Source organism: Intrasporangium chromatireducens Q5-1, assembly GCF_000576575.1.
In the GTDB taxonomy this organism is placed as follows: Bacteria; Actinomycetota; Actinomycetes; order Actinomycetales; family Dermatophilaceae; genus Intrasporangium_A; species Intrasporangium_A chromatireducens.
Genome location: NZ_AWQS01000118.1, coordinates 1 through 12,260, shown reverse-complemented (window position 1 = coordinate 12,260; position 12,260 = coordinate 1). Strand labels below are relative to the sequence as shown.

Below are 12,260 nucleotides of genomic sequence, written 5' to 3'. Positions count from 1 at the left end.
GTGCGCCACTCCCGATCGAGCGTGCGCCATTCCCGATCGAGCGTGCGCCATCCCCGATCGAGCGTGCGCCACTCCCGATCGAGCGTGCGCCATTCTCCATCGACAGTGCACTCGTTGCGCTCGAGCGGGCAGCTAGCCTGTCCGGTTGTGCGACGCCACGACTTCGCCGGCCCGGCCGACCTGCGAGCCATGCAGGAGATGTGCTCGCGTCTGTGGTCGCCCGCGAGCCGGTTCCACCCAGGGCAACTGGCCTGGAGCCGCTACTACGCGCCGGTTGACGCGGTGCGCCCGAGGCAGGGAGAGGCGATGTCGCTGTGGCAGGACGACGACGGACGTCTCGTGGGCTTCGGCTGGGCCGAGGCCGATGACTGGCTGGAGCTGCAGGTCGACCCCGGCCGCCCCGAGGTCGCCGAGGAGGTCCTCGACTGGTTCGAGGAGTGGAGCGACGCCCCCAGCCAGTCGGTCATGCTGATGCAAGGAGATCCTGCCGAGCAGGCGTGTCGGGCGGCCGGGTTCGCTCCGGAGTCGCCGGCTGCACCGTTCTTCCGCCACCACATGCTCGACCTGCGCGAGCTGCGCCCGCTGCCGGCTCTCGCGGGGTACTGCTTGCGGCACGTGGAGCCGGACGAGGCGGGCGCACGGGCCGTTTGCCATGCGGCGGCCTGGTCTGACTTCGGCACCTCACGAGTGACCGGCGAGTCCTATCGGGCGCTCATGGCCGCCTGGCCGTACCGGGCCGACCTCGACTGGGTGGCCGTGGACGAGAACGGGCAGATGGTGGCCAGCGCGCTGGTGTGGCTGGACCCGTCAACCGGGGTCGGCCTCGTCGAGCCGGTGGGCTGTGTGCCGGGGCATCGGGGTAGAGGTCTGGCCGGGGCCGTGACCTTGGCGGCGCTCCATGCCCTCGCCGAGGCGGGTGGTCGCGCGGCGATGGTCACTCCCCGTGGAGACGCCGGCTATCCGGGACCGATGCGGCTCTACCAGTCGCTCGGATTCCGGCCCGGCCACCGCACGGTCACCTGGATCCGTTCTCTGGGATGAAAACGGGCTGCACGCTCGCGACCAAGGACTGCACTCTCGATCATGGAAGGCGCACTGTCGGTCTCGGGGAGGGCAGGCTCGGTCGGGTGCGTCAGATGAAGCGCGGGCGCAGCGTCGCGGCCAGGTCCTCCGGGGCGAGGTCGGTCATCGCCTCGTCGTGCAGCTTCTCGAAGTACGTCACGTCGCTGCGGTACATCGGCACGGCGTTGCTCCGGCTCACGACCCGCAGCAGCACCGAGTAGCGGTCGGTCGGCGTGGGACCGCCGCCATAGAGGGCCCAGTTGAACGAGGTGAGGTTGAGGTCGTAGTAGGCCCCGAGGACCCGGGACAGGCCGGCGCCGAGACTCGCGCAGTCCTCGACCGTCAGCTCGGTGATGTCACGGCACCCGGCGACGACGCCCCACACCTCGTGGAAGCCGACCGGGGCGAACGGCGTGAAGAACGCGACCCGGCCGAGGGCACCGAGCCACCGCGGACCGTCCTGCTCGAGGTCGGTCAGCTCGTCCCAGTAGGACCGCTCCCCTCCCCACGCCTCGGAGCGCTCCAGCAGGCGCCGCTGCACCGTCGTGCCGATGTCGTCGTGGGCCGACTGCGCGTGCGGGTGCACGAGCGAGCTGCCGCTCGGCGGAAGGTAGTTCGCGTTGACGGACGACCACATCGGCCTGATCCGGTGGATCCCGCGGGTGTACCCGACGAAGGCGGCGAGCAGGTCCCCGATCAGAGCTGGCGTCAGGTCAGGAAGATCGACGAAGTGCCGCTTCGTGTCGTAGAGCCCGACCGAGGAGTACTCGGAGTAGGCCATGACGTTCGGGACGATGACGGCGCTCCCCCGCCGGATCCGACCCTCCTGCGTGACCTCCGGAGGGAAGGTGCCGGTCGCGCCCTCGATCCGGTCGGCGCAGAACGGACAGAACGACGGGGTCGCGGTGAGCCCGGACAGGTCGGGCCGCTCGGTCGGCGAGAGCTTCGTGCCGGTGACGATCCGGGAGGTGCGGCCCGTCAGGGGGTCGACGCGAACGCTGAGCGGCACCTCGATCCGATGCGTCGGGTTGCCCAGCTCCGGGACGTGTGCGGTGATCGTGTGCTCGACGAGCTCGATGCCGGCCATGTGCACAGGGTAGTGACGCACGGAAGCCGGCTGAGCGGCATACCTCCAGGACGCGCGTCAGCGCGCTGCCTCACGTGCGCGCTCGAGCCGGGAGGCCACGATCGTCGCCGACCCCACCACGCGCGTCCCCTCGTAGAGCACGACGGACTGGCCGGGCGCCACCCCGCGAATGCGCTCACGCAGCCGCACCTCGACCCGGTTCCCGTCGGCCCGGGCCTCCGCCGCGAACTCCTCGCCGTGGGCGCGCACCTGGGCACCCACCGTGACGACGCCCACCGGAGCCGGCCCACACCACCGAGCATGCTCTCCCGTGATCGCGTTGACCCCGAGCAGGTCGGCCGTGCCGACGACCACCTGGTTCGCCTCCGGCCGGACCTCGACGACGTAGCGGGGCTGGCCGTCCGCCGCGGGACGGCGGAGGCCCAGACCCCGCCGCTGGCCGACCGTGTAGGCGAACGCCCCGCGGTGCTCACCGAGGACGGTCCCATCGGTGTCGACGATCTCGCCGGGCGCCTCGCCGAGAGCCCGTCCCAGCCAGCCGCGCGTGTCCCCGTCCTGGATGAAGCAGATGTCGTGGCTGTCCGGCTTGCGGGCCACGTAGAAGCCGCGCGCCGCGGCCTCCTCACGCACCTGGGGCTTGTGGGTGTCGCCGAGGGGGAAGAACGCCCGGGCGAGCTGCTCCGCGTCGAGCACGCCGAGGACGTAGGACTGGTCCTTCGCGGGGTCGACCGCCCTGTGCAGCTCCCGGCCGCCGTCGGGCCGCTCGACGACCTGCGCATAGTGCCCCGTCGCGACCGCGTCGAAGCCGAGGGCCAGCGCCTTGTCGAGCAGCGCCGCGAACTTGATCTTCTCGTTGCAGCGCAGGCAGGGGTTCGGCGTGCGGCCGGCGGCGTACTCGGCCACGAAGTCGTCGACGACGTCCCGCTTGAACCGCTCGGCCATGTCCCACACGTAGAACGGGATCCCGAGCTGGTCGGCGACGCGGCGGGCATCGCCGGCGTCCTCGATCGTGCAGCACCCGCGGGCCGACTCGCGCAGCGTCGCAGCGCTCTGGGACAACGCGAGGTGGACGCCCACGACGTCGTGCCCCGCGTCGATCATCCGGGCGGCGGCGACGGCGGAGTCGACGCCGCCACTCATCGCGGCGACGACCCTCATGACGCCGTGGCGACCCGCGCGCGACGGGCCCGGTCGATCGCTGCGGGCAGCGCCGCGAGGAACGCCTCGACGTCCGCGCGGGTGGAGCTGTGCCCAAGGGTGAGCCGCAGCGCCCCCCGGGCGTCGGCCTCGGGAACGCCCATGGCGAGCAGCACGTGGCTCGGCTGTGGCACCCCGGCCTGGCAGGCAGAGCCGGTCGAGCACGACACGCCGGCGGCATCGAGCAGGTAGAGGAGCGAGTCGCCGTCGCAGCCGGGGACGAGCAGGTGGGAGTTGCCCGGTAGCCGGCCGGTCGTGTCGCCGGGCGTCCACCGGCCGCCGACCCGGATGTCCGGTGCGATCTGACGGGCCCGGGTGATCAGCTCGTCGCGCAGGGCCGCCACGCGGGCCGCCTCGGCCGGCATGGCCGCGACGCTCTCGTCGACGGCCGCCGCGAAGGCGACGATGGCCGGCGCGTCCAAGGTCCCCGATCGCAGCTGTCGCTCCTGGCCGCCGCCGTGGCTGAGCGGGAGCAGCCTGACGTCGCGTCGGGCCACGAGGGCCCCGACGCCGATCGGGCCGCCGAGCTTGTGCGCCGTGACGGACATGAGGTCGACGCCGCTCTCCGCGAAGTCGACGGGCACGTGGCCGACGGCCTGCACCGCGTCGGTGTGCAGCGGGATGCCGTGCTCGTGGGCGATCGCCGCCATGGCCGGCACGTCCTGGACGACGCCCACCTCGTTGTTGGCCCACATGACCGAGACGAGGGCCACGCTCCCGGGGTCGCTCTCGATCGCGGCCCGCACCGTCTCCGGCTCGACGACCCCTTCGGGCGTCGGCTCGAGCCACGTCACCGTGGCGCCCTCGTGCGCCACGAGGTACTCGACGCTGTCGAGCACGGCGTGGTGCTCCGTGGCGCCGACGAGCAGACGGACCCGACGCGGGTCGGCCTCGTGGCGGGCCCGGTAGGTCCCCTTGACGGCGAGGTTGTCCGCCTCCGTCCCACCCGAGGTGAAGACGACCTCGGAAGGCCGGGCACCGATCGACCGCGCGATCCGCTCGCGCGACTCCTCGACGACGCGGCGAGCGGCCCGGCCCGTGCGGTGCAGCGACGACGCGTTGCCGACGACGGCGAGCTGCTCGGTCATCGCCGCGATCGCGGAGGGCAGCATCGGCGTCGTCGCCGCATGGTCGAGGTAGGCAGTCACGACCCGATTCTAGGCCGCGCGCCGTGGCGGTCCGCCGCCCGCTCAGCCGGTGCCCAGGTCGATGAGGGCGAGCCCGAGGTCTGGGTGCGACCGCTTGCGCAGTGTCGCGGGCGGCTCGTCGAGGACCACCTCGAGGGTCGGGAAGACATGTCCCTCGAGCAGGTGCCCCCCACGCGTGGTGCCGTCGGCCAGCCCGAGCACGACGTGGGCGTGCAGGGTCGGCGTGCCGTCGGGGCCGAGCGCGACGTCGCCGAGGAGCGAGAGCACCTCGCACTGCTCGTCGACCGGGTTGCGCCGGTAGTCCTTGGCCTCCCGGTCGAACCAGCCCACGACGGCGCGCTCGAAGGCGCCCACCGCCGTGACCTGGGCCGCCGTCACCCCGGCGTCCCGCACGAGCTGCCCGAGCTGCTCGACCGCCTCCTCGCCCGCCGCGAGCACCGCGACGTGGGTCGTGCGTCCGTTCTCCTCTATCGCCTTCGACTGCATCCCCGTGGGCTACCCCAACCTGCCCCCGCCCAACCGGTCGTCGCATGGGCCACCCGTTCATGGGTATGCCGCTCACATGGCTTTGCGAGCGACGGTGCAGCAGGTGGGTGGCGCGGTCACGGACGACCTCGAGGCCGAGCTGCAGGCGGCCGTGGACGGCGAGGTCCGCTTCGACGCCGGGAGCCGCGCCGTCTACTCGACGGACAGCTCCAACTTCCGGCAGGTGCCGATCGGCGTGGTGGTGCCCCGCAGCGTCGAGGCCGGCGTCGCCGCCATCGGAGTGTGCCGCAGCCACGACGTCCCGGTCCTGTCCCGGGGCGGCGGGACAAGCCTCGCGGGCCAGTGCACCAACACCGCGGTCGTCATCGACTGGTCCAAGCACTGCCGCGCCCTCCTGTCCGTCGACACGGACCGGCGCACCTGTGTCGTCGAGCCGGGGATCGTCCTCGACGACCTCAACGAGGCCCTCCGCCCCACCGGGCTCCGGTTCGGCCCGGAGCCCGCGACGCACCGCAGCTGCACCCTCGGCGGGATGATCGGCAACAACTCGTGTGGCGCCACGGCCCAGCGCACCGGCAAGACGGTCGACAACATCGCCGGACTCGACGTGCTCCTCTATGACGGCACGCGCTTCTGGTGCGGCGAGACCGACGATGCGACCTACGCCGAGATCGAGCACCACGGCGACCGCCGGGCCTCGGTGTACCGGGGTCTGCGCCAGGTGGTCGAGGAGTTCGGCGACGACGTCCGGCGCGAGTTCCCGCGCATCCCGCGCCGGGTCTCGGGCTACAACGTCGACTCCCTCCTGCCCGAACACGGCTTCGACGTGGCGGGGCTGCTCGTCGGCAGTGAGTCGACGCTCGCAACGGTCCTGCGTGCCGAGCTCGAGCTGAGCCCGGTCATCCCCGAGCATGAGCTCGTCGTCCTCGCCTACGACAGCATCGCGGACGCGGCCGACCACGTGCCGCCGCTCGTCGAGCAGGACCCGACCCGGCTCGAGGGCTTCGACCACAAGCTCGTTCTCGACAACGAGCTCGCCGGGCTCAACGGCGACGTCCTCGGCGAGCTGCCGGCTGGCCGCGCCTGGCTCATGGTCGAGTTCGGCGGAGACAGCCGGCAGGAGGCTCACGACGCGGCAGCACGGGCGCTCCGGGCGGTGGGCCTGTCGTCCGGCGACGACCGGGTGCGCGTCGTGACCGGGGCTGACGCCGCGTCGCTGTGGCGGGTGCGCGAGTCGGCCCTGGCCGCGACTGCCCGCGTGCCGGGACACCGCGACAACCTCCCCGGCTGGGAGGACTCCGCGGTGGCACCAGAGCAGCTCGGTGGTTACCTGCGCGACCTCGAGCGGCTGTGGGATCGTTTTGGCTACGCCGACCGCACGGGCCCGAGCGTTTACGGGCATTTCGGCCAGGGCTGTATCCACGCGCGCACGCCGTTCGACCTGACGAGCGCCGACGGCGTCCGGACCTATCGAAAGTTCATGGAGGCGGCGGCGGACCTCGTTGTCTCGTATGGCGGTTCGCTCTCCGGCGAGCACGGTGACGGCCAGAGCCGCGGCGAGCTGCTGCCACGCATGTACGGTCCCCGGGTGCTCGAGGCGTTCGCCCGCGTCAAGAGCATCTTCGACCCGCAGGACCGGATGAGTCCTGGCAAGCTGGTGCGGCCGCTGCCCCTGGACGCCAACCTGCGCCTCGGGGCGGACTGGGCACCTCGCGACCCGGGCCGGCTCGCCTTTGCCTACCCCAAGGACGACGACTCGTTCCGGGAGGTCGCGAACCGGTGCGTGGGCTTCGGCAAGTGCCGCCAGCACGAGCCCCGGGGCGGGGTCATGTGCCCGTCGTACCAGGTGACGAGCGAGGAGGAGCACTCGACGCGAGGACGCGCCCGGCTGCTCTTCGAGATGCTCGACGGGCACGGCGACGGGCCGGTCCGCGAGGGGTGGCGCTCGACCGCCGTCCGCGACGCCCTCGACCTCTGCCTGGCGTGCAAGGGCTGCCGCAGTGACTGCCCCGCCGGCGTTGACATGGCGACGTACAAGGCCGAGTTCCTGTGGCACCACTACCGCCGTCGGCTGCGTCCCCGAGCGGACTACACCCTGGGCTGGCTCCCGGCCACGGCGGCCGCGGTCTCGGCGCTGCACCTCGCCCGACCGCTTGGCGCCCTGACCCGGCGACGGCCCGTGGCGCGCGTCGCAACGAGGCTCGCCGGAATCGCCGACCGCGAGCTGCCGACCTTCGCGCCGCGCACCCTCCAGCAGGCCTGGGGTCGTCATGACCGGGCCCGTGGTGACGGCCACCGCGGTGAGCGCGGCACGGTGCTGCTGTGGCCGGACACCTTCACGAACCACTTCGCCCCCCACATCGGTCGGGCCGCCGTCCAGGTCCTCGAGGCGGCGGGCTGGGACGTGACGATGCCCGACGAGCCGGTGTGCTGCGGGCTGACCTGGATCTCGACGGGCCAGCTCGGCATGGCCAAGGGGGTGCTGCGCCGGACCCTGCGCATCCTCGCCCCGCACGTCCGCTCCGGCGGCCTCGTCGTCGGGCTCGAGCCGAGCTGCACGGCGGTCTTCCGCAGCGACGCGCCGGACCTGCTTCCCCAGGACTCCGACGTCGCCCGCCTGCGCGACCAGACGGTCACCCTCGCGGAGCTGCTCCACGAGCACACGCCCGGCTGGCAACCGCCGCGGCTCGACCCCGACCGCACGGTGCCCGCGTTGGCCCAGGTCCACTGCCACCAGCACGCCGTCCTCGGGTGGGAGGCCGAGTCGGCCGTCCTCGGCGCCGCGGGCATCGCCCTCGAGACGATCGACGGCGGCTGCTGTGGGCTGGCGGGCAACTTCGGCTTCGAGCCGGGGCACGAGGAGATCAGCCGGGACATCGCGGAGCAGGCCCTGCTCCCCCGCCTGGCGGACACCGCGCCCGAGACGCTCGTCCTCGCCGACGGCTTCAGCTGCCGCACGCAGATCCACGAGCTGGACCGGGCCGGTCACCGCCCGCGCCACCTCGCCGAGGTCCTGGCGGAGGCGCTGCCCCACTGACCCGCGCCCTCTCGGGAGCGGCTCTTATGATCGGGGCCATGACCCCCGGCCCGTCCGTCGTGCGCGCCCCGGCACCCCATCGTGCTGTCGCTGCCGTCGGGAGCGTCGTGGTGGGCTACTTCGTCGCCCGCCTCCTGCTCCACGTCACCGCGCTGCCTCCCGAGGTCGCGTATGGCGTGTGCCTGGCGATCGCGCTCTACCTCGCCTACCGTGCGTGGCAGGCCCGCATCGACCTCACCCCCGAGACCGCCCGGGTGCACAACACTTTGGCCACGACGAAGGTGCACCGGCACGACATCCGCCGGGTCCGCGAGGACGGCAGCATCGAGTGGCACCAGGGCGCGGCCCGGGCCACCCGGCTGCCCTCGGAGGCGCTGCGCTGCCCGTGGTGGGCGTTCGGCCAGGGCGCGCGCGACTACCGGCACAACCGCGAGCGGCTGCGCAGCTGGCACCGCGTCGCCCGCTGAGGCACGACGCGAGAGGCCGGTCCCCGAAGCGGGGACCGGCCTCTGCTGACGAGTGTGGCGCTCAGCCCTTGGCGGCCTCGACCGCGTCCGTGGCCTGGGGCAGCACGTTGAACAGGTCGCCGACGACCCCGAAGTCGACGAGCTCGAAGATCGGCGCCTCGTTGTCCTTGTTGACCGCGATGATCGTCTTCGAGGTCTGCATGCCGGCCCGGTGCTGGATCGCGCCCGAGATGCCGCACGCGACATAGAGCTGCGGGCTGACCTGCTTGCCGGTCTGGCCGACCTGCGACGAGTGCGGGTACCAGCCGGCGTCGACCGCGGCGCGGGAGGCGCCCACGGCGGCGCCGAGGGCGTCGGCGAACGCCTCGACCGGGCTGAAGTCGCCGCCGGTGCCGCGGCCGCCGGAGACGACGATCGCCGCCTCGGTGAGCTCGGGACGGCCCGACGCCGCCTTCGGCTTGGTGTCGGTGATCGTCGCGCCCTTGGCCGCGTCGGACGGCGTGAAGTCCACCGCCTCGTCGGCCGCCGCCGCCTGGGCCTCCTCCGGGGTGGCCGAGTTGGGCTTGACGGCGATGACCGGGGTGCCCCGGGTGACGGTGGCCTCGACCGTGTAGGACCCGGCAAAGACGGACTGGGTCGTCTGGACGCCACCGTCGGCCGCCTGGACGTCGACGGCGTCGGTGATCAGGCCCGAGCCGGTCTTGATCGCGAGACGAGCGGCGACCTCCTTGCCCTCCGTGGAGGACGAGACGAGGACGGCCGCGGGGGACTTCTCCTCGACGAGCCTGGCGAGCAGCTCCGCCTGGGGCACGACGAGGTACTGCGTCACCTCGGGGCCCTCGACGCGGTAGACCTTCTCGGCGCCGAACCTGGCGAGGGTGTCCTTGGCGGCGTCGAAGCCGGAGCCGATGAAGACGGCCGACGGCTCACCCAAGCGACGGGCGATCGTCAGCAGCTCGGACGTCGTCTTGCGGACCGTGCCGTCGACGTGGTCGACGAGGACGAGAACTTCAGCCATGACGTGGATCTCCTTTGCTGGCTGGTCGATCAGATGAACTTGCGCGAGGCGAGGAACTCGGCGAGCTTCTTGCCGCCGTCGCCCTCGTCGGTGACGATCTCGCCCTGGCTGCGCGGCGGGCGAGCGGCGAACGCCTCCACCTTGGTCCAGGCCGCGTCGAGCCCGACCTGGCCCGCTTCGACGCCCAGGTCGGCGAGGCTCCACTCCTCGACCGGCTTCTTCTTCGCCGCCATGATCCCCTTGAAGGACGGGTAGCGCGGCTCGTTGATCTGGTCGGTGACCGAGATGAGCGCGGGCAGCGTAGCCTCGATGGTCTGCGTGGAGACGTCCCCGTCGCGGCGGATCGTCGCCTTGGCGCCGTCGACGGTCAGCTCGGAGGCGTACGTCACGGCCGGCAGGCCGAGGCGCTCGGCGAGCATCGTCGGGACGACTCCCATCGTGCCGTCCGTGCTCGCCATGCCGGTGACGACGAGGTCCGGCGAGCCGATCTTCTTGATCGCCTCGGCAAGGACCAGGGAGGTGGCGATCGCGTCCGAGCCGTGGATGGCGTCGTCCTTGACGTGCACGCCCTTGTCCGCGCCCATCTGCAGCGCCTTCTTGATCGCGTCGGCCGCTTGGTCCGGGCCGACGGTGACGACGGTCACCTCTCCCTCGCCGGCCTCGACCAGCTTGAGCGCGGCCTCGACGGCATACTCGTCGAGCTCCGACAGCAGGCCGTCGACGTTCTCGCGGTCCGTCGTGTTGTCCGATGCGTTGAACGTGCGCTCCGCCTGGGCGTCCGGCACGTACTTGACACAGACGACGATGTTCATGGGTGAACGTCCTCTTCCGTTGCGGGTGGGTGGTCTGCCGGCCGCAGGGCGGCGCCGGCACTGCCCACCATCTTGGCACCGCGTCTCGCCGGGGCCTTCATCCGGAGCGCGTGACGCTCACCACCCGCGCCGTCAGGACAGTGGCGCGCTCTCGAGGATGTGGAAGGCGGGCTCCTCATACGGGTGGGCAGCGCGCAGCGCCGCGACGACCTTGGCGCGCAGCCGACGGGGCAGGACGAGCTCGACGCGGTTCTCGGCGACGTGCTCGAGCCGGTCGACGTCGCCGATCGCCGGGGTGGCGCCGGCCACCGGCCGAAACTGTCCGGTGCCCGTCACGACGAAGGCGCAGTCACGGTAGTTGCCGATCGCGCCGGCGCCGGCCGCGAAGACGGCCGCCAGCACCTGCTCGGTGTCGTCGACGGGCACGTAGAAGACGAGGACGTCGAGGTCCTCACGCTGGTTCGAGGTATTCGCCGTGTCGACTTCGCCGGGCGAATACCTCGAACCAGCAGGGGAACTCGAGGAGTCGGTCATTTGCCCTTGAACTGCGGCTTCGCGCGCTCGACGAACGCCGTCATGCCGATCTCGCGGTCCTCGGTCCCGAAGAGCCCGGCGAACGCCATCCGCTCGATCTCCAGGCCGGTCTCGAGGTCGACCTCGAGACCGCGGTCGATCGCCTCCTTCGCTGCCCGGATCGCGTAGGTCGGACCATCGACGTAGCGCCGGGCCCACTCCTTGGCCGTCTCGTAGACGTCCGCGGCCGGCACGACCTTGTCGGCAAGGCCGATCTCGAGTGCCTCCTTGGCGTCGAGGTGTCGGCCGCTGAAGATGATCTCCTTCGACCTGGCCGGGCCGACCAGTCGCGTGAGTCGCTGCGTCCCCCCGGCACCGGGGATGATGCCGAGGTTGATCTCGGGCTGACCGAGCTTGGCGTCGTCGGCGACGACCCGGAAGTCGCAGGCGAGGGCCAGCTCGCACCCACCACCGAGCGCATAGCCGGTGATCGCGGCGATGACCGGCTTGGGGATGCGGGCGACCGCGGTGATGGACGTCTGGAGCGGGCCGGACCGGTCGACCATGTCGGTGTACGACATCGCGACCATCTCCTTGATGTCCGCGCCGGCGGCGAAGACCTTCTCACCGCCATAGACGATGACCGCCTTGACGTCGCTGCGCTCGGAGGCCTCGAGCGCCGCGGCCCGGATCTCCTCCTGCACCTGGGCGTTGAGCGCGTTCATCTTCGGCCGGTCGAGGCGGATCGTGCCGATCCCGTCCTCGACCTCGAGCCGGACGAACTCGCCCATCACTGGCCGCCCTCGGGCATGCCGGCAGCGCCGGGCCCGCCGGTGGCGTCCTCCGGCGGCTGCCAGGTCTGGAAGAAGAAGCCGACGCTCTGGAGGATGTGGTTGATCGAGAGTGGCACGAGGATGTCGAGGTCCGCGTGCGGCGTGATGACCTGCTCGGACGAGACAACGAGGCTGTCCTGGACGAGCGAGAGCTTGACCAGGTTCAGCTGGAGGGTCATGTCGTTGCACCGCGCGAGCCGCTCGTTGCGGTCCGGCGACACGGGCTCCTGCAGCTGCCACTGGCCGAAGAAGCGCACGAGGGGCAGCTCGCCCTCGGCGACCCGGGCAAAGAGGGTCTGCTCGTTGACGACGTACTCGAGATCGCCGTCGTTGTCGACGGTGCACTCGACGCCGAGCTTGGCGAGCTCGGCCGCGATGCGGTCACGCACCGGGGTGCCGGCAGGGGCGCCGTTCGGACCGCCCGAGGGGGTCGGCGGCTGGAAGTTGGGCAGCGAGGTCGGATCCGTCATGGGTCCAACCTAACGACCTGCGGCCGGACAGGTCACCTCGGCCAGCGCGACCGGCCGGTGGCAGGTCGCGGGGAGGGTCGCGGCCGGAGTTTGGGCTCCCTCGACGGGTCGCAACCGGAGTTTGCGCTCG

General features: G+C 72.0%; 12 protein-coding genes. 3 read left to right on the top strand and 9 right to left on the bottom strand.

The features are described from left to right. Positions 1 to 147: 147 nt before the first annotated feature. Positions 148 to 1,041: a GNAT family N-acetyltransferase gene (locus N864_RS13730; RefSeq protein ID WP_034717712.1), complete on the top strand. Its 894-nt coding sequence runs from the start codon at positions 148 to 150 to the stop codon at positions 1,039 to 1,041. A gap of 91 nt (positions 1,042 to 1,132) precedes the next feature. Here N864_RS13730 and N864_RS13725 read toward each other — a convergent pair whose 3' ends face one another. The 4 genes from N864_RS13725 to N864_RS13710 are packed head-to-tail and all read right to left on the bottom strand — an operon-like array spanning position 1,133 to position 4,980. After that, a complete protein-coding gene (locus N864_RS13725; RefSeq protein ID WP_034717709.1) occupies positions 1,133 to 2,149 on the bottom strand; it encodes a hypothetical protein in 1,017 nt (338 codons plus the stop codon). Positions 2,150 to 2,206: 57 nt separating this feature from the next. After that, positions 2,207 to 3,307: a tRNA 2-thiouridine(34) synthase MnmA gene (gene mnmA / locus N864_RS13720; RefSeq protein ID WP_034717707.1), complete on the bottom strand. Its 1,101-nt coding sequence runs from the start codon at positions 3,305 to 3,307 to the stop codon at positions 2,207 to 2,209. Beyond that, on the bottom strand, positions 3,304 to 4,494 hold the full coding sequence (locus N864_RS13715) for a cysteine desulfurase family protein (protein ID WP_034717705.1): 1,191 nt from the start codon (positions 4,492 to 4,494) through the stop codon (positions 3,304 to 3,306). Before N864_RS13715 ends, mnmA begins: the two co-directional genes overlap by 4 nt. Before the next feature lie 42 nt (positions 4,495 to 4,536). Then, entirely contained in the window at positions 4,537 to 4,980 is a 444-nt protein-coding gene (locus N864_RS13710) for a PPC domain-containing DNA-binding protein (protein WP_034717702.1), read from the bottom strand. Between the two features lie 76 nt (positions 4,981 to 5,056). Here N864_RS13710 and N864_RS13705 point away from each other — a divergent pair, with 76 nt between their 5' ends. Both N864_RS13705 and N864_RS13700 read left to right on the top strand, forming a co-directional pair. Beyond that, complete coding sequence (locus N864_RS13705; RefSeq protein ID WP_051518568.1) at positions 5,057 to 8,017, top strand: FAD-binding and (Fe-S)-binding domain-containing protein; 2,961 nt, start codon at positions 5,057 to 5,059, stop codon at positions 8,015 to 8,017. Positions 8,018 to 8,055: 38 nt separating this feature from the next. After that, a complete protein-coding gene (locus N864_RS13700; protein ID WP_240474325.1) occupies positions 8,056 to 8,484 on the top strand; it encodes a hypothetical protein in 429 nt (142 codons plus the stop codon). Between the two features lie 61 nt (positions 8,485 to 8,545). On the opposite strand, the gene N864_RS13695 is transcribed toward N864_RS13700, so the two are convergent. The 5 genes from N864_RS13695 to N864_RS13675 all read right to left on the bottom strand — a co-directional run bounded on the left by N864_RS13695 (position 8,546) and on the right by N864_RS13675 (position 12,130). After that, positions 8,546 to 9,502: an electron transfer flavoprotein subunit alpha/FixB family protein gene (locus N864_RS13695; protein ID WP_034717693.1), complete on the bottom strand. Its 957-nt coding sequence runs from the start codon at positions 9,500 to 9,502 to the stop codon at positions 8,546 to 8,548. A gap of 29 nt (positions 9,503 to 9,531) precedes the next feature. After that, the gene (locus tag N864_RS13690) at positions 9,532 to 10,314 is read right to left on the bottom strand and encodes an electron transfer flavoprotein subunit beta/FixA family protein (RefSeq protein WP_034717692.1); all 783 of its coding nucleotides are present in this window, start codon (positions 10,312 to 10,314) and stop codon (positions 9,532 to 9,534) included. 132 nt (positions 10,315 to 10,446) lie between these two features. Next, complete coding sequence (locus N864_RS13685) at positions 10,447 to 10,848, bottom strand: YqfO family protein (protein ID WP_240474324.1); 402 nt, start codon at positions 10,846 to 10,848, stop codon at positions 10,447 to 10,449. Continuing rightward, positions 10,845 to 11,618 carry an enoyl-CoA hydratase/isomerase family protein gene (locus tag N864_RS13680; protein ID WP_034717690.1) on the bottom strand — a complete coding sequence of 258 codons (774 nt, stop codon included), beginning with the start codon at positions 11,616 to 11,618 and terminating at the stop codon, positions 10,845 to 10,847. The genes N864_RS13685 and N864_RS13680 overlap by 4 nt, the downstream gene beginning before the upstream one ends. Continuing rightward, on the bottom strand, positions 11,618 to 12,130 hold the full coding sequence (locus N864_RS13675; protein ID WP_034717688.1) for a T3SS (YopN, CesT) and YbjN peptide-binding chaperone 1: 513 nt from the start codon (positions 12,128 to 12,130) through the stop codon (positions 11,618 to 11,620). The genes N864_RS13680 and N864_RS13675 overlap by 1 nt, the downstream gene beginning before the upstream one ends. Positions 12,131 to 12,260 lie beyond the last annotated feature (130 nt).

Bases quoted from the DNA above. Each gene is read 5' to 3' on its own strand.
- N864_RS13725 (WP_034717709.1), bottom strand. From the start codon at position 2,149: ATGGCCGGCATCGAGCTCGTCGAGCACACGATCACCGCACACGTCCCG.
- mnmA (WP_034717707.1), bottom strand. From the start codon at position 3,307: ATGAGGGTCGTCGCCGCGATGAGTGGCGGCGTCGACTCCGCCGTCGCC.
- N864_RS13710 (WP_034717702.1), bottom strand. From the start codon at position 4,980: ATGCAGTCGAAGGCGATAGAGGAGAACGGACGCACGACCCACGTCGCG.
- N864_RS13705 (WP_051518568.1), top strand. From the start codon at position 5,057: ATGGCTTTGCGAGCGACGGTGCAGCAGGTGGGTGGCGCGGTCACGGAC.
- N864_RS13700 (WP_240474325.1), top strand. From the start codon at position 8,056: ATGACCCCCGGCCCGTCCGTCGTGCGCGCCCCGGCACCCCATCGTGCT.
- N864_RS13695 (WP_034717693.1), bottom strand. From the start codon at position 9,502: ATGGCTGAAGTTCTCGTCCTCGTCGACCACGTCGACGGCACGGTCCGC.
- N864_RS13690 (WP_034717692.1), bottom strand. From the start codon at position 10,314: ATGAACATCGTCGTCTGTGTCAAGTACGTGCCGGACGCCCAGGCGGAG.
- N864_RS13685 (WP_240474324.1), bottom strand. From the start codon at position 10,848: ATGACCGACTCCTCGAGTTCCCCTGCTGGTTCGAGGTATTCGCCCGGC.
- N864_RS13680 (WP_034717690.1), bottom strand. From the start codon at position 11,618: ATGGGCGAGTTCGTCCGGCTCGAGGTCGAGGACGGGATCGGCACGATC.
- N864_RS13675 (WP_034717688.1), bottom strand. From the start codon at position 12,130: ATGACGGATCCGACCTCGCTGCCCAACTTCCAGCCGCCGACCCCCTCG.